Here is a 20,841-nt window from a genome sequence, read left to right as displayed (position 1 = left end):
TAACTTTATATTTTATAGTGTCAACGGCTTTTCTTAGGGAATATATATTGATACTCTAACAAATTTTTAATAAAAAAAATTACAAATCTTTAATTTAAAAGTTATAATTTAAGTAATTAAAAAAGAAAATCTATAAGGAGAATGTAAAATGAATCTACAAAAGTGTCTATTTTTGACTACTTTATTATTGATTTCAACATCTGTTTTCGCACAAACCAACACAACAACAAAAGAAAATGTAATTCCAAATAGGAACTTAAGCCAATTTGGAGTAGAAGAGATCTGCCCAATATGCGGATATGTTAATTGTATTTGCGATGAGCAAACTACAGAAATCGCTGCAAAAATCTCTCAATCAAATACAACAGGCTTTTTTACAAGCATGGCTATACTTGCATTGCTAGCAGTAGTTACTACAGGATTAGCCCTAGCAAAAAAGAAATTATATAAATCAAAATTAAAAATTTAAGTAAACTAAATACTGTAGCTTTTTAAAAGCTACAGTAAAGTTTCAAAATCAATTCTTCAACTCTATTTAAAAAATTAAGAAGTGCAAATATCCTCAACTCTGATCTCACAAAGCATCTTTTTGACATCTTGAAATTCGCAAAGATTGCCTTTTAATGCAGTAGCTGTACCAGCTGCAACACCAAATTTAAATGCATCTTTTAAAGTACTTCCATTATCAAAAGCATACACAAATCCTGCAATCACAGAGTCTCCTGCTCCAATAGTGCTAACAGAATTAATCTTTGGAACAAAGGCCCTAAAAGCAACATTTTTACCACCAATAAAAATAGCCCCGTCACTTCCCATGGAAATTATAATGTTTTGAATCCCGCTTTCTACAAGATTTCTCCCGATTTTAATCAATTCTTTTGTAGAATTAAATTTAACATTAAAAAGATCCTCAAGTTCATAAATATTGGGTTTTATTAAAAAGGGATTTAATTTAAGAATTTTTCGCAAAGGCTTGCCACTAGTATCAATGATAAGCTTAACATTATTAAAAATGCCATTAGCTATTTCATTGTATGCATTCTCACCAAGAGCTGTGGGAACACTTCCTGACATCACTAATACACTATTACTTGTCAAGCTTTTAAGTCTATCTTTCAAAAGTTCAAATTCATTCTCAGAAATATCTGGAGAATTGGCATTAATTTCTGTTTCTCTGCCATTTGCTATCATTTTAATATTTAATCTTGTATCATATTTTATTTTAATAAAATCGTTTTTTATGCCCTTAGAATCAAGAGAAAATCTTATATAATCACCCGTAAAACCCCCCAAAAATCCTAAAGCCATGCAGGGTTTTCCCAAGTTTTTAAGAACAATGCTTACATTTATTCCCTTACCGCCAGCAAAAAAATTGTTATTTAAAGCATAATTAAGACTTTCTTCCTGAAATTCTTTTAAAACTATTTTATAATCCACAGAAGGATTGAGCGTTAAAGTATATATCAAGACAATCTCCTTTGATTGATAAAATCAATTAAATAAATAGTAAAATTTAATAAATGTATATACACTATATAATATATAAAGGTGATTATTATGCAAAATTTATTTTCAAAAAACTTAATTGTTTTAAATTATAATGCAACTAGCAAAGAAGATGTAATTAGAAAAATGGCTAGCATGTTTAATGAAAATGGATACTTAAATGACATGGAAGCATTTATAAAAGAAATTAAAAAAAGAGAAGAAATTAACGGAACAGGCATTGAAGAACATATAGCGATGCCTCATGCAAAAGGTGATTTCATTAAAAAACACGGAATTGCTATTTTAAGAATTACTGGGGATGGTTTTGATTTCAATTCTTCTGATCAAAAGCTTTCAAAACTGTTTTTCATGATGGCTCTACCTGAAAAAACTTCAAGCAATACACATATAAAAGCTATATCATACCTAAGTAATACTTTTAGCAACAACTTGCTAAGATATGAACTTATGAGCACAAATAATGAAGATAGATTTTTAGAAATAATTATGAACAATGGCAATATAAATGAATCTAATAATTTAAATACAAAAAAAGATTTCATTCTTGCCGTAACAGCATGCCCTGTGGGGATAGCTCATACCTATATGGCAGCAGAAAGCCTTAAAAAAGCGGCTTTGGAATTAAATATAAACATAAAAGTAGAAACAAATGGATCTAGTGGAACCGAAAATCCAATAACAGAAGAAGAAATAAAAAAAGCAAAGGGAATCATTATTGCATCTGGCAAAACTATCGACAAAGAAAGATTTAAGGGAAAACCTTTAATCGAAGTGGGAGTAAAAGACGGCATACATAAAGCAAAAGAGCTTATCCAAACAATTCTTAAAAACGAAGCTCAAATCTACAAAGGTAACACAAACACATCCGCTGAAACTCTCCAAAAGCAAAACAAAAGAACTGGGATTTATAAACACCTAATGAATGGGGTCTCATTTATGCTTCCATTTGTAGTTTCAGGAGGAATAATAATAGCAATATCATTCATGTTTGGAATCAAAGCATTTGACATAAACGATCCAAGCTACAATAAAATAGCAGATATTCTGATGCAAATCGGCGGTGGAAGCGCATTTGCTTTAATGATTCCAATACTTGCTGGCTATATTTCATTTAGCATAGCAGAAAGACCAGGACTTGCGCCCGGAATGATTACAGGATTAATGATGAGCAATGGAAATGCGGGATTTCTGGGGGGTATCTTAGCAGGATTTATTTCAGGCTACGTTACACTAACTGTAAAAAAAATATCTGACAAAATAATTCCTAGCAATTTAAGGGGAATAAATCCGGTATTAACTTATCCTTTTTTATCAGTCATAATTTCAGGAATTTTGATATATGCAATGCTTAGTCCAATATCTACTATTAATAAATCAATAACAGATATGCTAAATCAACTTAGCGGAACTAATATGGCAATACTTGGAGCTTTGCTAGGAGGAATGATGGCAATAGATATGGGAGGACCTGTAAACAAAGCTGCATATGCATTTGGAATTGCAATGATAACTGCAAAAAATTATATTCCTCATGCAAGCATAATGGCAGGAGGAATGATACCTCCTATAGGAATTGCTCTTGCCACAAGTTTATTTAAAAACAGATTTTCAAAAGAAGAAAGAGAATCCGGAAAAGTTTGTTATTTTCTAGGAGCATGCTTTATTACAGAAGGAGTAATTCCATTTGCAGCATCAGATCCTTTAAGGGTAATACCCGCATGCATACTAGGCTCATCTGTGGGAGGATTTGTTTCTGCACTTTTCAAAGTAGAAGTTATAGCGCCACACGGCGGAATATTTATTCTACCAATAGTAGTAAACCCATTAATATGGATAATATCTATTTTAGTAGGATCTATTATAACAGCTGTTTTAATGGGAATTTTAAAAAAAGAATATAAGAATATAAACGATTAAGTTTATATTCTTGAACCTAGTCAATAAACTAATCTAAGTTTTATTGGTGTTTCAAGACTTAATCCTTTAACCATGTCTATCTCAAACCTTAGTGTGTTTGAGTTAATTTGTTTAAATCCAAATTGTTCTTGAACATTTCTAGAAGTCTTCACTGTAAGATTAAGTTTTGAATTGTCAATAAGTTCACTTGCTTTAGAAGTAAAATCCGATAAAAAATAAACCAAAACATCTTTATATTCTTTAGCAGACATTGGAATCTCATCCGATGGCAAAAGAGCAGCAAGTGCATCGCTAATATATTCTTTATTTTCATTAATATTCTTAGTAGCGTTTTCCAAATTAATATCAAGTTCAATAATATTTTTACCATCTTTTTTTTCTATCTTAAACACAGATATATCAGTTTTTTTCATATAATCGCCTAAAATTTTAATTAAATTATCAAACTTAACAACCAAATTAATAGAATCTCCTTGGGTTTTAATGCTCAAAAGCTTAAGTCCAAGCTTTTCCCCTCCATTTTTAAAGTATTTTTTTATTTCATCTACAGGGAAAAGAGGCATATTTGCAATTTCTTCTCCAACTAAAGTTGTTAAGAGTTCTTTTCTAATTTTCTCAAATTCTCTATTAACATTAACAAATATTGAAACAATGCCACTAATATCATCATTTAACTCAATTTCAACATTAGAGCTACAAGCAAAAAAAATAATCGATAAACTCAGACTAATAAAACATTTTCTCATAACAAACTCCTAACTAACAGTTAAAAACTATTATAATAAAATATATAGCTATAAAGCAATAAAATTAAAGGAGACCGCCTATGGTGCACGATGAAACACTAGAACCAAAATTTTTTCAAAGCCTGCTAGACAATAGCCCTACCCCTTATCACCTAGTAAACTATATTGAAGAGAAATTAATAAATTATTTTAATGCACAACAATTAAAACTTGAAGAAAAATGGAAAATCGAAACAGGATCATATTACATAAAAAAAGAAGGAACTAGCCTTATTGCCTTTAATATTGATGTTGAAAAAAAATATGAGCCGTTTCTAATAGCAACAGCACACACAGACAGTCCGGGATTAAAATTAAAAATAGACGCAACAGAAAAAACAAGTGGGGTGTTTTACAACCGTATTGAAGTTTATGGTAGTCCAATAATTTCTACTTGGATTGACAGAGACTTAAACCTAGCAGGAATTGTATATTTCAAAAAAAATGAGAATATTGATTCAAAATTAATAAATATTGAAAACATAGGAATTATTCCAAACCTTGCAATACATTTAAACCGACAAATTAACGAAGGATTTAAATATAATACTCATGACAATTTAACAGTAATAAGCAGCACAAAAAAACCACTAAAAAATGCTATCTTAGAACAACTTGGAATAGAACATAAAAATTTTCTATCTTGTGATCTAATATTTACAGAATCACAACCTTCTAAAATAATAGGAACTGAAGGGGAATTTTTAGCTTCTAAAAATCTTGATAACAAATCGGGATGCCATGCGATCATGAATTCTTATGTTCATACAAGCAATGATAAAAATAAAATAGCTGCATTTTTCGACAACGAAGAGATAGGATCTTTAACCTCAAGAGGCGCTGATTCAAATTTTTTATCAGAAGTTTTAGAAAGAATCGATCTTGCTCTTAATTTAACCAGAGAAGAGCATTTAATAAAAACAAACAAATCATTTAATATCTCAATTGATAGCGTTCACGGCATTCATCCGGGATATACATCCAAACATGATCCAAACTACCAAGCAACTCTGGGAAGGGGTGTGGTTGTAAAAAATAGCGCCAATTTCAGATATGCAACAACTTCAACAGGATTTGCAAAATTAAAAAATTTGGCTATTAAAAATAATATTAAGATTCAAGAAATAATAATGAAAGCAAATGTTCCTTCAGGCACAACAATTGGTCCAATCTCAAATGCAAGAACAGGAATAGAAACTATTGACATTGGAACACCAATGTGGGCAATGCATTCTCTGCGTGAAACAGTATCAATAGCTGACCACATAGAGGCAATTAAATTGCTAAGGGTTTTCTTTGAAAAAGGAATTTAAAATTGGAAAAAATAAAAGAAATAATTGTAGTTGAGGGAAAAGATGATCTTAAAAGAATCAAAGAAGCTTTTGACTGCACAGTAATAGAAACAGAAGGATTTGCTTTAAAAATTGAAACTATTGAATTATTAAAAAAAGCATTAAAATACAAAGGAATAATAATCTTAACAGACAGCGATAAATCTGGAAATATTATTAGACAAAAAATAGTCAAACATCTGGGAGAAAATAATAAAATCAAACATGCGTATCTTAATAGTAAAGACACTGAAGTTGAATCCGTAAATAAAGCAGAAATAATAAAAATACTTAAAGGGGTTGGAACTTTATCTAAAGATAGTCAAAAAGATTTATTAACATTAAGTGATTTGCTAGAACTTGGTATAATAGGAGAAAACTCAAAAGAAAATAGACAAAAAATACAAAAACACCTTTGTTTAGGACATGGAAATAGTAAAAAACTCTTAGAAAGACTTAATTACTTCAAAATAACAAAAACAGATCTAAAAAAACAATTGGCGTTAATTAACTCCCCCAGAAGGACTTGAACCTCCGACCTAGTGGTTAACAGCCACCCGCTCTACCACTGAGCTATAGGGGAAATTGAACACTAAAAATATTATCTTAAATTTAAAAATTTTTGTCAATTATTTTCCAATATTTTTAAAATCCCATTAGCAAGAATTTTGGAATCTTGATCTCTAAGCTTAGAAGATCTAATAGACCAAGCTTCCTCTGGAAATGCTAAATTTCTAACTTCTACTAAAAGCTTAGTCATTACTATATTGTTTCTTAAAACATGAAGATTTTGACCCTTAATATAAAAACTTCTTTTCATTCCTTCTGTAATTTTTTCTGCTGCAGACTTTGAATGAATATCATATTTTTTCTCGTCATCTTTTTGATAATAAAACCCCATACTCTTAGGTGCTCCAACACTATTATCCGCATGCAAACTAAAAAAAGCCATATCCTTATCTTTAATATGTTTATATTTATTAACAATGTTTTTAACAACGACCAATCTTTTTTTAAGGCCTGCTGGAGTGCCACTTATCCAGGAATCAACAGTATCATTTTTATTTAAATCATAATCATTGTAAACTTCGTTTTTAACATTAACAAAAGTATTGTTAGCAAAAACACTATTCCTAATTAAATGGTCAGGGGCTAAAATAGTAAATTCAACATTAGCTCCCTCTTCTTTAAGATATACATAAAGCCTTAAGGCAATATCATACACATATTCATCTTCAACAACAAAAACTTCATTTCCAAGACCATCTCTAGATTTAACAATAGCTCCAGGATCAAGACCGCCGTGACCCGGATCAAGAATTATTAACTTATCTTTAAGTCTTGATCCTTTATTAAACCTAGAATTTACCAACTTTTCAAAACTTTTGAAAAGTTGCGTTGCCTTTTTATAAGAATTCAAAGGAGAATGCCAATCTTCTGAATAAAACTCACTTGGCTGACTTATCTTTTTTGGCTTATACCAATAATAGAAATCACCAACAACCTCAAATATTGGTATTTTGGAGTCTAAAATAACCAAAGAGCTAATATCAAAAAGATCTTGATTGGCAGCAATTCCAAAAGTATTTAAATTTAGCTTTTTGTTTTTACTTGAGGGAAGATTGGCTATTGTTTGTACTTTATTAGAAGAATTAGCGCTAAAATCAACCTTGTTTTTAACAAATAAATCGTTTTTACTTTTAATTATAGAAGAATTATTTGAAAGTTTTTTATCAAAAATTTTCAATTTTTGATCATGCATAATATTATTGCTGCTTAAATTATTCCAATTTTTAAGATCTTCAATTAACACCCCGTAATGTCTGGCTATGCTATACAAAGTCTCCCCTACAGCAACTGAATGATAGATAAACTTATTATCTATTTTTTTTTCAATTTTTAAATCTCCCTTAACAGGTTTTTCCAAATCGTTATTTACAATCTTTAAAACATTTAACAATGAACCCGCTTTAAGATTAACAGCTCGATTACCATTAAGAGCTACAAGATCCTTAGCAGTAATACCATAAATATAAGCTATTCTACCAAGAGTTTCCCCTCTTTTAACATAATGAAAATTAACATTATTGGTGGCTTTCTTTAAAAAAAGCTGTTGACCAATCCTTAATTTATCATCATTAAGAAAATTAAATTTTAAAATATCCTTAGAACTAATATCAAAATCTTGAGAAAGTTTTGAAAGTGAGTCACCTTTCTTAACCACATAAGGCTTTAAAAAATCAGGCTCGGTTAATACAAGTTTCATTCCGGCCTTAAGATCTTTAGAGCGCAAATCATTCCAAGCTACTATCTCTTCTTGACTTAGTCCAACAAGCTTTGAGACGCCCTCAACAGTGTCGCCCTCTTTTACGGTGTAAAAAATTACCCCTTTATTAACAGATTCTAGCGAACTAAAAGAATGATTGACTTTATGGGTAATATTTCGATCTAAATTAGAATCGCTTGGAATAATTAATATTTGACCTGCTTTAATATTGTCAACACTAAGTTTATTAATCCTTTTAAGATCGCTTACTTTGGCTTTATACTTAATTGCAATTGAAAAAAGAGTGTCTCCTTTGACAACCTTATACTCAAAATCTGCATTAAGATTTACAGGGCTTATTATCAAAAAATAAAATAATATAATAAGCTCTATAATTTGCAAAACACAAAAAGCTTTACTTTTCCTTAATACCAGTATTTTGAACAATGTAGTCATAAATTATCCAATAATAATCATATTTTTTGAAGAAGAAAGTATATCTTTTGGAAATATAAAATTGCCCATCGTCAAAATATAAATCAGCAATCACCTTGCCCGAAGTATCAGAATAAGTCGTCTCAATAATAGAAAATTTATTTGGTGCTTTTGAAATATCTGAATTATTAGAATTCCACAAATATTCTTTATACTCTTCAACTACATTTTTATTAGGGATAGGTGATAACTTTTGCTTATAAAGGTATGCCTTGCCTTTGTCATTTAATAACAAACCTTCAATATCAAGATATAAAAAGAACTTTTCTTTTTTCCCAAGCTGCAACGCCTTTAGCAAATATTTAACAATCTCATCGGGTGACAATTTTTTCTTTTTCAAGATATCTTGAATATCATTATTTTCAGATAAATTAACAAGATCTATATTCCCCCGATCTTCATCAAAACCATCATTTAAAAAAAGCGTAATAATATTGGATTCTTTTTTCTTAGATGGATCTGAAATGTCTGGGAAAAAAATACCCTTAACAAAATAAACTCCATCTTTACTAAACTTAACAAATTGATTTAAGTTAATAACTACAGAAAATTTTTCATTAGGTCTCAGGCTCATATTTCTAACAGGAATTGCAACATTTTTAGATCTCTTTTTAACATATTCAATAGGTCTTTTAACTTTAATATTGGTGGTATCAGTAACATCAAAATCAAAGCCAAAAGAATTAATATCGCCTATTTCTAAAGTTAAAACGCTCTCAGATGCATTGCTAAGAGAAACTTCAATAAAAACATTACTATTGACACGATAAATAGATTGATTGAAAAATTTGATTTTAAAATCAAGGCCCTTGTAATCTCCAGCAAACAAAACAAAAGAAATATTCATAAAAAAGATATAAAAAAGCAATTTTCTAATATTCATAAGCTCCCCTCAAAACCTAACCACATTATATATAAAGAAAGTAATAATACCTATAGTATATTATTATACTAAATTAATTAAACAAAAAGGTAAAAAATGAATATAGATGAAGAATTAACAACAATATTAAAAAATAACTCCAATTTAAAAAAAATGAAAGAATTTTTAGAACAAAATACATTTTTTTCATTAACAGGATACGAAGGATTTTTCAAGGCTTTTTTAATAAAAAAAATCAAAGAATATAGTAAAATTGAAAAAATAATATTAATAGTTAAAGACGAGCACACATTAGATAAAATCAAAAACGATTTACAAGTAATTACAAATCAAATCTTTGAACTAAACTATTTTAGCCCCCTTGTATACAAGGGTATTGGTTCAAAAAATACTATCTTTAACGAAAGAGTCAAATTTTTAATCAATTTTTATAAAAAAAATCCTGGAATATATATTGCGGTATTAAAATCATTGCTTAGCAAAATACCTGATAAAAATACATTGCTAAAAAATATATATAAAATTGAAAAAAATACCAATATTAATACAGTAAACATTGAAAAAACTCTTATAACATTGGGATATGAAAAAACATTCAGAGTAACAATTCCGGGAGAATTTACAATAAAAGGAGAAATTATAGATCTATATCCCTTTGGAGAGCAAAATCCAATAAGAATTATACTAAACTTTGACAAAATAGAAGAAATAAGGAAATTTAATCCCTTAACCCAATTAAAACACGATAATGAAATTTTAGAATTCCAAATTCTTCCAAAAAAAGAAATTATTTGGGACGAAGAAACTGTTAACACCCTGAAAATGAAAATTAAATCTGCTGAATATAAAAAGATTTTTGAAGAGTTAGATTTTAAAAAAGAAACAAAAACAGAAGAAATGTTTTATCCACTAGTAGCAAATACTTACTTAATTGATGAGATTGAAAAACATACACCTATTGTAAACTTTGAAATTAACGATTTCGAAAAAGAAATTGAAAAAATACACCAAGAATATGAAAAGCTTTACAAAGAAGCAAAAGAAGCTGGTAAAAATATAATTAATCCAAAAAGAATTCTCTTAAATTCTAAAACCTTTAATCTAAAAAGTAATGTTTTATTTTCAAAGATTAAAAGTCCTAAATCAAAAGAAATTATAGAATTTAAAATCGAAAGTGAGAGAAACTTTTTTTCAAATATAGCACTTACAAAAGAAGAATTTGAAAATTGGCTAAAAAATGGATTTAAAATCATTATTGCAGCAGAATCTGAATCACAAAAAGAAAAACTTAAATATATTTTCAAAGAATTGCCAAAAGTATCAATTGAGGTGTTAAAAATATCTAGCTCTTTAATAATAGAAACAGAAAAAATTGCCATTATTCTTGAATCAAACATTTTCAATACAGGGCAAAAAATAAACAAAACCTTTGAATCTTCAAAAACGAAAGCTATTGACTCTTTTGTTGAGATTGAGAAGAATAGTCATGTAGTTCACATAAACCATGGAATTGGTATATTTAGGCAAATAAAGAGAATAAAAACAAGCTCTCTTGAAAAGGATTATATTGAAATTGAATACGCTGAAGGAGAAAAACTTTTCATTCCAATTGAACAAACAAATTTAATCCAAAAATACATTGGAAGTGATCCTAAAAATATTAAATTAGACAAAATCAGTTCTAAAACATGGATAAAAAACAAAGCAAACGCAAAAAAAAGAATCGAAGAGATTGCAGACAAATTAATAGAACTTTATTCAAAAAGAGAAAGCATTAGGGGCATTAAATATCCAGAAGATAACGAATTACAATTGTTATTTGAATCTGAATTTCCATACGATGAAACTCAAGATCAAATAAGAGCAATAAAAGAAATAAAAGAAGATATGATGAGCTTTAAGGTGATGGATCGCCTTCTTTGTGGAGATGTTGGATTTGGAAAAACTGAAGTTGCTATGAGAGCTGCTTTTAAAGCCGTAATGGGAAACAAACAGGTAATTGTACTCTCACCAACAACTATCTTAGCAGAACAGCATTTTAATACATTCAAAAAAAGATTTAAAAATTTTCCAATCAAAATAGAAGTATTAAGCAGATTTGTCAAAAATAACACAGAAACCCGGATTTTAAAAGAAATGAAAAGTGGGAAAATTGATATAATCATAGGAACACACAAAATTCTTTCAAAAAAATTCACTTGCAAAAATTTAGGATTAATAATAATTGATGAAGAACAAAGATTTGGCGTAAAAGAAAAAGAAAAGCTTAAAGAAATAAAAATTTCTGTTGATTGCCTTGCTCTTTCTGCAACACCAATTCCTAGATCTCTTCACATGTCACTAATTAAGCTCAGAGATATTTCCGTTTTAAAAATTCCACCTAAAAACAGAGTAAAAATAGAAACTTATTTAGAATCGTTTAGCGAACTTTTAATAAAACATGCAATTGAAAGCGAACTATCTCGAGATGGTCAAGTTTTTTTAGTAAATCACAATATTGAAGAACTGCATTATTTAAAAACGCTTATTGAAAAATTAACTCCTTATGCAAGAATTGCAATAATTCATGGAAAACTTACAGGAGACGAGATTGAAAACATAATGCACAATTTTATTAAAAAAGCATATCAAATTTTATTGGCAACAACAATAATTGAAAATGGAATAGACATTCCAAATGCAAATACAATAATAATAAATAATGCAAACAAGTTTGGACTTGCGCAGCTATATCAACTAAAAGGAAGAGTTGGAAGGGGATCTAAAAAAGCTTATGCTTATTTTTTATACCAAGATAGCGAAAAACTAAACGAACGCTCTATTGAAAGGCTAAGAGCAATAACCGAATTTTCAGATCTAGGAGCAGGTTTTAAAATAGCAATGAAAGATATGGAAATAAGGGGTGTTGGAAATTTACTTGGCAAAGAACAACACGGAGAGATTGAGTCAATTGGATTAGATTACTATCTAACAATGCTAAATAAAGCAATTGAAAAGAAAATGGGAAAAATCTCATTAGAAAAAAAGATTGACATTGAAATTAACTATAGTGGCTTTATTCCCGATAATTATGCAAAAAACGAACAGGATAAAATCCTAATCTACAAAAAAATCTTTGAAATTCAAACTGAAGAAGAAAATAAAAAAATAAGATCGGAGCTGCAAGACAAATTTGGGCCAATACCCAAAGAAATAAATAGTCTATTAATGTTGGCTGAACTTAAGATTTTAGCAAAAGATTTAAACATAATAAAATTAAAAGAAACAAACAAAACTTTGGAAATAGAATATAAAAATATAGAAAGTATCCCTATGGGAAAAATAATAGAAATACTTCAAAAACATCCTAATTTATTAATGTTAAATCCCTCATATCAAAAATCAATATTTTTAAGCTTTAAAAATATTGAAAAATCTGAGAAAATAAATTACATATATAAAAATATTAACTTACTAAAAACAAACACGTAGCTTGTCAAATACAAAAGGAAAAAAAATGAAAATATTAATAATAAACACAGGAAGTTCTTCATTGAAATTTGCTATTTATCAATATGAAAATTCAAAAAAAATAATATCTGGAATTGTTGAAAAAATAAAATCACAAAAATCAATCATAAAAATTATAAATACTGATGGATCAATAACAGAAAGATTTGAAAAAGGAATTGAAAATCACCAAAAAGCAATAGAGAAAATGTTTGAATTGCTATTAAGCAGCAATTTAAACATCCTTAAAACTATTAATGAAATCGAAATAATAGGACACAGAGTTGTACATGGAGGTTTAAGCCTTAAAAATTCAGTAATTCTTACAAACAGTATTTTAAATACATTAAAACAAATTTCTGAACTTGCTCCACTTCACAACCCCAATGCAATCATCGCAATAGAAGCAGTGCTTAAAATTTTACCACACGCAAAACAAGTTTTATGCTTTGATACTTCATGGCATCAAACTATAAAAGAACATGCTTTTCTTTATGCAATTCCATATTCTTGGTATAAAAAATACAATATTAGAAAATATGGCTTTCATGGCCTTTCTTATTCGTTCATAACAAAAAGATCTTCAGAAATTTTAAATAAAAAAATAGATAATCTAAATTTAATAATATTACATCTTGGGAATGGAGCAAGCATTAATGCTGTTAAAAATGGAAAATCTTATGACACAAGCATGGGAATTACTCCGCTTGAAGGGCTTGCAATGGGAACAAGAAGCGGTGATATAGACCCATCAATTATTAATTTGATGAGCACTATTTTAAATAAAACCACCAAACAAATTGAAGAAATACTAAATAAAGAAAGCGGCATACTAGGAATTTCTGAAAAATCAAACGACATGAGAGATATTTGGAACAAAATTGAAGAAGGAGAATATCAATCAAAACTTGCAATAGATATAATGACATATAGAATAAAAAAATATATCGGATCTTACATTGCTGCTCTTGATTTTAATGTTGATGCAATAGTTTTTACAGGTGGAATTGGAATTGTTGATTATAAAATAAGAGATCTTGCACTAAAAGGGTTTGAAAAAATTGGAATAGAGCTGGACTTTGAAAAAAATGAAATGGCCCAAAACAAGAATTTAGAATCTAAAGAAATATCAACCACTAATAGTAAAGTAAAAATACTGGTAATAAAAACAAACGAGGAATTAACCATTCTTGAGAACATTTATAATTTAATTCCAAAAAATTTATGATTTTTAATTTTAAAACCTAAAATCTGGTTTATTTATTAATAATAATCTTAAATAGTTTTATATTCAATTCTAGCAAAGTAAAGTTGCTTTTTTAACACTTTCCATTACTTGCCTACCTTTTACAATTTCAAGAAGAGTAAAAGCAAATTCAAATGAAGTTCCAACGCCTTTAGAAGTAATAAAATTATTGCTTATAACAATATTTTTATCTACAAACTTACCATCAAGCACATTTTTTTCTAAACCCGGATAACACGTAAACTTATTAAGCCCCAGAAGACCTTTAGCAGCAAGCACTACTACTGGAGAAGCACAAATAGCCGCGATATATTTACCTCTAGCATTCATATCTTTTAAAATTAAGTCTAATTTTTTTGAATTAAAAAGATTAGTAGCTCCAGGCATGCCTCCTGGAAGGATTATTAAATCAAAAAAATTTTCCTTGCAGTTTGATATCACATCATCTGTTAAAAAAGAAACCCCTTTTGAACTTATCACAACATTGTCATCATTTGCACTGATAACTTGAATATTAACATTTCCCCGTCTTAAAATATCAATCGGGACTATGGCCTCAATATCTTCAAAGCCATTTGCAAGAATAATCCCCACTACCATTTACAACCCCTAATGCTGATGGAGGGACTTGAACCCACGACAACTCGGATATGAGCCGAGTGCTCTAACCAACTGAGCTACATCAGCCTAAACCTTTATTAAGTGTATAAATTCAATAATGCTTTGTCAATGCTATTATTAAAAAGCATTATTATAAAGTATAATACAAAATGATTTGCTAATAAATACAGTCAATATATTAGCATTTATTATTTTATGGTTAAATGAAAAGAAATTTTTATCTTATTATCCTTTTTATAACTAACAACTGCTTCTCCATTGATTTTTGGGATACGATGGAAAGAGAAAAACTAATAAATGAAATAGTAAGCAAAATGCAAGATCATGAGCTGCTGGGACAAATGTTCATGATAAGTTATCCAAATCAATCAATAACAAATTTTGTTCTTGATTTTATAAGTAAAAAAAACCTTGGTGGAATTAAAATTTTTGGATGGAACGCAAAAAATTTAGAAAACTTAACAAAAAGTATTAATAAAGCTCAAAAAGCATCTCAAAATAATAAATTTAAAATTCCTTTATTTGTAGCAACAGATCAAGAAGGTGGATGGACACAGCACATAAAATCAAATACATCAGAAACAATTGGTAATCTTGGAATTACAGCGTCTCTTTCTCCAAAAGATTCTTATAATACAGGGTATTACATAGCACAAGAGCTAAGTCGAATTGGAATAAATTTAAACTTTGCGCCCATAGTAGATATATATAGTGATGAAAATAATTTCACAATAGGCCCAAGAACATATTCAGATAATCCTAAAATAGTATCACTTCTTTCCCTGGCCTTCTACAAAGGACAAAAGCAAGGAGGAATAATTTCTACTGCAAAACATTTCCCAGGACACGGCAACACCACTCTTGACTCACATATAGATATTCCAATAATAAATTCTAATTTATTAGAAATAAACTTAAATGAACTTTTGCCATATAAAATATTAATCCAAGAAAATATCCCAGTAATAATGACAGGACATATAGCATATCCAAAGATTACAAATGGAGAAAATATTCCTGCATCATCCTCAACAAAAATAATTAAAGATATACTAAGAAAGAAATTAAAATACAATAATATAATAATTACTGATGATCTATTAATGAACGCAGCAAAATACAATAATGAGAGTATTTACAATACAATTGAAAGAATAGTTAGAACCAAAAGTGATATTTTTTTAATATCTTTAAATGAAAATATACAAAAAAATGCTTACAACATGCTGCTAAACTTAATGAAAAAAGATTCGGAAATCAAAAATAATATTGTTGAATCTAATAAAAGAATATTAAGAATAAAATTGGCATACTTAAAAGAAAATAAAAATAAATCTGATATTTATCCTAATTTCAATAAAAATGAGAAAATATATTCAAAAGAAGGTGAAAAATTTTTTGAACAAAGCACATTAAGGGGTATTACAAAGGTAAGAATAGAAAAAGAAATATCTAAAACTAAAAAAACTCTCATAATATCTCCTTACTATAAAATGATTGCAGAAGGCAAAAAAATATTTCAAAATACACATGCTTATTATTACAACTATTATCCCCTAAACAGGATTAATCCCGAAAAACTCGACGAAATTAAAAAATTAATTAAAAAATTTGAGCAAGTTATCTTTAGTTTATCAACACCCGGAAGCTTAAAATATTTAGAAAATTTGAAAGAATATAAAGATAAAATAAGTGTAATTGTATCTCTTACACCTCAATATATTAAAAAATTAAATTGGATAAAAAACATAGTAATCATTTATGGAACAACACCCTTGGCATTTAGATCTGGATTTTTAACACTCACTAAAGATTTTGATCCAAAAGGAACCATTCCTTTAAGAAATATTATAAATAAATATTATCCTTAATGTATGCTAGCATTCTATTTTTTACGATCTCTAGAGAACCTTGTTTGATTCTAAACCCACTAGCATTTTTATGCCCCCCGCCTCCAAAATCTTCTGCCAATTTACCAACATTAAAAGAATCTTTAGATCTTAGCCCAACTATAATAGAACCATCATCCATTTCCTTTAAAATGCCTAAAATTTCATTATTCTCAACATTACTTAAAATCATATAAAAAAGCTCATTAACCCCACTAACACCGCCATCTTTGCCAGAACTAGAAGAAGATAAAAATGTAAACAAAACCTTACCATTCCAATAAGATTCAAGACTATTAAGCATTAACTTAAGAGTTTCTATTGATTTTAGGCTTTTGGTAACTTCTATGTAGCTATAAACTTCTTTAAGACTTATTCCTTTTGAAACCAGTCTTGCAACCATTTCAAAAGGCTCTGGATCACTTCTTGAGATAAATTTAAAAAACCCAGTATCAGTGCAAAATCCTACTAAAATATACCAAGCCTCTTCTTTTGTAAGATCATATCCAAACTCTCTGATCAATTTTTCAATTAAAAAAGTGGTAGAAGGGGCAAAGGGATCAATATAGTTTATACATTCCAATCTTTCACCAGACATATGATGATCGATTACTAAAATGGGCATATCCTTTACATAAAATACAAATTCATCACCTATCCTATCTAAAATTGAACAATCTAAAATAATAACCGAATACTCTGAAAGCTCAATATTAGGCCATTCAGATAAAAACTTATCCTTAAAAGGAATTATTTCTTTTCTATTAAAAGGGCCTTCATTTAACAAAACAGAATTTTTACCAATTCTTGAGAGAAAAGAAGATAAAGCTAAAGACGAACCTATGCAATCAAAATCAGGATCTTTGTGCCCAATAATAATAAAATTATTATACTTTTTAATAAAATTAATAACATCTCTCATAATAAAGTTCGCAAACCTTCCATAAAACAAGTTCTTAACTTATTTTACATTGACTATATTACAATATTTCAATAAAATAAACCACAATCACTAAAAAATACAACAGGTGGAAAATTGTGGAAAAACTAAAACAAGAAGATATAGATAAAGCATTTTATATGGCAGAAAAAGCAAGAAACAATTCCTATTCTCCATATTCAAAATTCAAAGTAGGTGCCTGCATCAAGACTAAAGCAAACGAATTTTTTATTGGAACAAATGTTGAGAATGCAAGCTTTGGAGCAACTTGTTGCGCAGAAAGAAGCGCGATTTTAAATATGATTGCAAAAATTGGTGTACAAACAATAGATTTTTTATTGCTCAACACAAGTCCTGAATCTATTCCGTGCGCTATATGCCTGCAAGTAATGTCAGAGTTTTTTGATCAAGATACAAAAATAATAATAACAGAATCTAAATCATTTAATGAAAACAAAATGCCAATAAAAATTTATACATTAAAAGATTTGCTTAAAGCTCCTTTTGACAAAAAGGAACTAAGAAGAGTTACGTAATAGCAGCTTGCAAAAGCTTAAATCAATTTAATATCTTTAGAGAAACCAAAGCGCTTGCAAGCTTATTTAATTTGTTGCTTGCAAGAGTATTGGCAGATAAATCAAATACATTTAAAATAAGTTTTTTCTCATCAGAATTAAAATTATATTCCAAATCTTCAAATAATAAAAAATTAATAATTGGAACAAATTTTTCTATAAAGCTATATAAACTATTATTAAGATCATAAGTTTCATAATAATAATTGAATACATCTTCTAATGACTTTCTGTCAAACTCTTTTAAAACCTCGTAAAAAATATTTTTAATATTATCAATTAAACTTTGCAAATCATTATTATTTAAAATAATTTTTTTACATTTCTTTGTGAAAAAATCTGCTTGCCGCATAAAATAATCCCTCGCTTTTGCCCCAACAAACCAAGATTGAGCTTAAATTTAATAAATGATAGAATGTAGCGTTAATGTTACATTAGTAAAATTATGCAATAACTAGGAGAATGTTACAATTATGGTCAAGGTAATAAACTTAAAAAACATTCATAAATTTGCTTATTTAAAACTGGATCCTTTAAAAAAAGAAGATATCTGCATTGTTTATATTGAAAATAATTCAAAATTAATTGCAAATCTTAAAGCAAAAGCAAAAGATGATCAAATTAAAATAACTCATTTTTATATTGATGATGATTTTAAATCAGAAAACATAGAAAGAATAATGATTAGTAATTTAATTTACTACGGCAAAAAAAATAAATTTAAAACAATTTCATGCCAAATTGCTGAAATACAAGAAGAGCTTTTAAGCTTGGGATTTGAACATAAAGATTCTCAATATAAAAAAGAATTAGCATCTGAAATAGAAGAAGATAAATTTGTGATGGGAATAGGAATAATCTCTATATTTACCGAAGTAGCATCAATATCTTCCAAGCTTACTGTTGGAATACTGTTTAATTCATTTGCACTTATTGCCGATGCTTTCCACGTCATGGCCGACTTTGTCTTATCTACAATAACTTACTTTAGTCTAAAAATTACAAGCAAGCCTGAAACCATCCATTATCCTCATGGACACAAACTAATGGAAAGCTTAATAGCTTTTATCATGGGAATAATAATACTTGCGGCAGGATTTACACTATTTTTAAATACAACCGGATTAAATAAATTTATCACTCTTGGGGGAGAATCTGGATTTAATCTACACATACACCAAAACAAAAATAAAAATGACGATATATATGAACACGACCACAGTCACTCACACGACCATGACCATATCCATGGCCATGGCCATGGCCACAACCACAGCGAAGAAGATAAAAAAAACGTACTAGAAATATTTTCAAATAAATCTCTTAAAAAGAGCTTATGGATACCACTAACTCCCTTCATTTTTTTTATAGTGAAAATAATAGAATATTTAACAAAATTCCAAATAGGAAAAAGATACAACAATCAACTTCTCTTAGCACTAGCTTCAGCTGATAAAAACTGTATATTCTCACATGGCGGGATTACACTAAGCTTGCTACTTGCAACTTACATGTGGAGTGGCTTTGACAAAATTATGTCTATATTTATTGGCTTTATCATAATAAAAGAAGGACTTAACGTAATAATAAATAACGCAAACAATTTGCTCTCAAAACAAAATATAGATCTTAAAAGAAGCGTAAAAGACACGTTAAAAAATTCACATATAAACTTTAAAACACTCAATTTTCATAATCACGGCAACAAACTTATACTTTATATCAAAATAAATTTGAATTCAGAAAATGACTTTAAAAATTTTATAAATAAAACACAAAATATTAAAAAAATCATAAAACAAGAATATAAAGAAATAAATGATATATATTTCTTAATCTAATTATTTTAGTTTAATTAAATTAATAATAAACAAATAATTGACACTCATAATAAAGTTATGTTAACATTTTAAACTGTAAGACGCAGGGTAGAGCAGTTGGTAGCTCGTCGGGCTCATAACCCGAAGGTCATAGGTTCGAGTCCTATCCCTGCTATACTTTATTTTTAATATGTGAGGAATTGATGAATAGAAAACAAATAGCTAAAGGCAAGCTGGTAAGGAGATTTGGTATCAACATTTTTGAGCAGCCAAAATATGACAAACTCCTTAAAAAAAAGCCGCATCCTCCCGGAATGCATGGAAAAGCCAGAAAAGCTAAGATCACAGAATATGGAAAACAATTGATAGAAAAGCAAAAGATAAAGTTTACTTATGGCGTAAGCGAAAGGCAGCTAACCAACACTTTTAAAGAAGCAAAAAAACATCACGGTGTTACTGGAGACAACTTACTCTCAATACTTGAGAGAAGAATTGACAATGTTGTATATAGGGCCGGATTTGCCATCTCAAGAGCACACGCAAGACAAATAGTTTCTCATGGTATTATTATATTAAATGGAAGAAGAGTTACAATCCCTTCAATAATACTAAGAGCAAATGATCAAATTCAAATAAAAGAAAAAGACAGCCTAAAAAAATTAATAAGATCAAATATAGAAAAAACTTCGTCTCTTAGAAATTTACCAACTTGGATAGAAGTAAATGCTGATGATTTAAATATAAAAGTAAAGCATGCTCCGTCAAGAGACGAGATACCTACACTTGCTAATGAACAAATGGTTGTAGAATATTATTCTAAAAGAGCATAACATATCTTTTATTTCTGCATTATTAAAGGAACAAAAAAAGTGGCTTTAATCAGCCACTTTTTTTATTTACCCCTTTTTTTACCCTTTGAAAAATTCTTTCCCAAATTACTCTTAGCAAAACAAGAAAAACTACTATTCTTTCTCAAACCCTTAACATTAGGCTGAGCATTAAAAGACACTCTGTTGCCTGAAGGCTTTCTAACTCCATCTTTCATATATCTACTCCTAAAATATAAATTTAAATA

Annotated in this window: 18 protein-coding genes and 3 tRNA genes; 11 read left to right on the top strand and 10 right to left on the bottom strand. The window is 28.6% G+C overall.

Annotation, left to right across the window (positions count from 1 at the left end; all coding sequences use genetic code 11):
* Positions 1-148 precede the first annotated feature (148 nt).
* Positions 149-469: a hypothetical protein gene (locus tag QIA46_RS03170; protein WP_301341759.1), complete on the top strand. Its 321-nt coding sequence runs from the start codon at positions 149-151 to the stop codon at positions 467-469.
* A gap of 74 nt (positions 470-543) precedes the next feature.
* Here the strand turns inward: QIA46_RS03170 and pfkB are convergent, their stop codons facing one another.
* Complete coding sequence (gene pfkB / locus QIA46_RS03165) at positions 544-1,467, bottom strand: 1-phosphofructokinase (RefSeq protein ID WP_317268406.1); 924 nt, start codon at positions 1,465-1,467, stop codon at positions 544-546.
* A gap of 90 nt (positions 1,468-1,557) precedes the next feature.
* Here pfkB and QIA46_RS03160 point away from each other — a divergent pair, with 90 nt between their 5' ends.
* Entirely contained in the window at positions 1,558-3,426 is a 1,869-nt protein-coding gene (locus QIA46_RS03160; protein ID WP_317268405.1) for a fructose-specific PTS transporter subunit EIIC, read from the top strand.
* A gap of 20 nt (positions 3,427-3,446) precedes the next feature.
* Here the strand turns inward: QIA46_RS03160 and QIA46_RS03155 are convergent, their stop codons facing one another.
* Positions 3,447-4,172 (bottom strand): hypothetical protein, encoded by a 726-nt coding sequence (locus QIA46_RS03155; protein ID WP_316256318.1) that lies wholly within the window; start codon positions 4,170-4,172, stop codon positions 3,447-3,449.
* A gap of 80 nt (positions 4,173-4,252) precedes the next feature.
* Between QIA46_RS03155 and QIA46_RS03150 the strand changes: the two genes are divergently transcribed.
* Entirely contained in the window at positions 4,253-5,524 is a 1,272-nt protein-coding gene (locus QIA46_RS03150; RefSeq protein ID WP_317268404.1) for a M18 family aminopeptidase, read from the top strand.
* A gap of 2 nt (positions 5,525-5,526) precedes the next feature.
* A complete protein-coding gene (rnmV, locus tag QIA46_RS03145) occupies positions 5,527-6,072 on the top strand; it encodes a ribonuclease M5 (protein WP_317268403.1) in 546 nt (181 codons plus the stop codon).
* On the opposite strand, the gene QIA46_RS03140 is transcribed toward rnmV, so the two are convergent.
* The 3 genes from QIA46_RS03140 to QIA46_RS03130 form a co-directional block, all read right to left on the bottom strand.
* A tRNA-Asn gene (locus QIA46_RS03140) sits at positions 6,054-6,125 on the bottom strand. The genes rnmV and QIA46_RS03140 overlap by 19 nt on opposite strands.
* 42 nt (positions 6,126-6,167) lie before the next feature.
* On the bottom strand, positions 6,168-8,264 hold the full coding sequence (locus QIA46_RS03135) for a LysM peptidoglycan-binding domain-containing protein (protein WP_317268402.1): 2,097 nt from the start codon (positions 8,262-8,264) through the stop codon (positions 6,168-6,170).
* Positions 8,224-9,186 (bottom strand): hypothetical protein, encoded by a 963-nt coding sequence (locus QIA46_RS03130; RefSeq protein WP_231011804.1) that lies wholly within the window; start codon positions 9,184-9,186, stop codon positions 8,224-8,226. The genes QIA46_RS03135 and QIA46_RS03130 overlap by 41 nt, the downstream gene beginning before the upstream one ends.
* Before the next feature lie 96 nt (positions 9,187-9,282).
* On the opposite strand from QIA46_RS03130, the gene mfd reads away from it, so the two are divergent.
* Together mfd and QIA46_RS03120 are read left to right on the top strand one after the other, a co-directional pair.
* Positions 9,283-12,657 (top strand): transcription-repair coupling factor, encoded by a 3,375-nt coding sequence (gene mfd, locus QIA46_RS03125; protein ID WP_317268401.1) that lies wholly within the window; start codon positions 9,283-9,285, stop codon positions 12,655-12,657.
* A 25-nt stretch (positions 12,658-12,682) separates the two neighbouring features.
* Positions 12,683-13,903 carry an acetate kinase gene (locus QIA46_RS03120; RefSeq protein ID WP_317268400.1) on the top strand — a complete coding sequence of 407 codons (1,221 nt, stop codon included), beginning with the start codon at positions 12,683-12,685 and terminating at the stop codon, positions 13,901-13,903.
* Between the two features lie 69 nt (positions 13,904-13,972).
* On the opposite strand, the gene QIA46_RS03115 is transcribed toward QIA46_RS03120, so the two are convergent.
* Both QIA46_RS03115 and QIA46_RS03110 read right to left on the bottom strand, forming a co-directional pair.
* Complete coding sequence (locus QIA46_RS03115) at positions 13,973-14,521, bottom strand: DJ-1 family glyoxalase III (RefSeq protein ID WP_317268399.1); 549 nt, start codon at positions 14,519-14,521, stop codon at positions 13,973-13,975.
* Between the two features lie 13 nt (positions 14,522-14,534).
* Positions 14,535-14,608, bottom strand: a tRNA-Met gene (locus tag QIA46_RS03110).
* 209 nt (positions 14,609-14,817) lie between these two features.
* Here QIA46_RS03110 and QIA46_RS03105 point away from each other — a divergent pair.
* Entirely contained in the window at positions 14,818-16,413 is a 1,596-nt protein-coding gene (locus QIA46_RS03105) for a glycoside hydrolase family 3 protein (protein WP_317268398.1), read from the top strand.
* On the opposite strand, the gene QIA46_RS03100 is transcribed toward QIA46_RS03105, so the two are convergent.
* Positions 16,391-17,353: a DHH family phosphoesterase gene (locus QIA46_RS03100; protein WP_317268397.1), complete on the bottom strand. Its 963-nt coding sequence runs from the start codon at positions 17,351-17,353 to the stop codon at positions 16,391-16,393. The two genes, QIA46_RS03105 and QIA46_RS03100, sit on opposite strands and share 23 nt — an antisense overlap.
* Positions 17,354-17,469: 116 nt before the next feature.
* Between QIA46_RS03100 and cdd the strand changes: the two genes are divergently transcribed.
* On the top strand, positions 17,470-17,907 hold the full coding sequence (gene cdd, locus QIA46_RS03095) for a cytidine deaminase (RefSeq protein WP_014023833.1): 438 nt from the start codon (positions 17,470-17,472) through the stop codon (positions 17,905-17,907).
* Positions 17,908-17,929: 22 nt separating this feature from the next.
* Here cdd and QIA46_RS03090 read toward each other — a convergent pair whose 3' ends face one another.
* Positions 17,930-18,298, bottom strand: coding sequence for a hypothetical protein (locus QIA46_RS03090; protein WP_317260365.1), 369 nt, complete (start codon positions 18,296-18,298; stop codon positions 17,930-17,932).
* A gap of 121 nt (positions 18,299-18,419) precedes the next feature.
* Between QIA46_RS03090 and QIA46_RS03085 the strand changes: the two genes are divergently transcribed.
* From QIA46_RS03085 to rpsD, 3 genes are all read left to right on the top strand, one after another.
* On the top strand, positions 18,420-19,787 hold the full coding sequence (locus QIA46_RS03085) for a cation diffusion facilitator family transporter (RefSeq protein ID WP_317268396.1): 1,368 nt from the start codon (positions 18,420-18,422) through the stop codon (positions 19,785-19,787).
* 81 nt (positions 19,788-19,868) lie between these two features.
* Positions 19,869-19,941 (top strand) — tRNA-Met (locus QIA46_RS03080).
* A 28-nt stretch (positions 19,942-19,969) separates the two neighbouring features.
* Positions 19,970-20,596: a 30S ribosomal protein S4 gene (gene rpsD / locus QIA46_RS03075; RefSeq protein WP_231011797.1), complete on the top strand. Its 627-nt coding sequence runs from the start codon at positions 19,970-19,972 to the stop codon at positions 20,594-20,596.
* A 62-nt stretch (positions 20,597-20,658) separates the two neighbouring features.
* Here rpsD and QIA46_RS03070 read toward each other — a convergent pair whose 3' ends face one another.
* Positions 20,659-20,811, bottom strand: a complete 153-nt coding sequence (locus tag QIA46_RS03070) for a hypothetical protein (protein ID WP_146626823.1) — start codon at positions 20,809-20,811, stop codon at positions 20,659-20,661.
* Positions 20,812-20,841: the final 30 nt, after the last annotated feature.

Source organism: Borreliella carolinensis (assembly GCF_032595855.2).
Classification (GTDB): Bacteria; Spirochaetota; Spirochaetia; order Borreliales; family Borreliaceae; genus Borreliella; species Borreliella carolinensis.
This window is presented reverse-complemented; position numbering and strand designations above follow the sequence as displayed.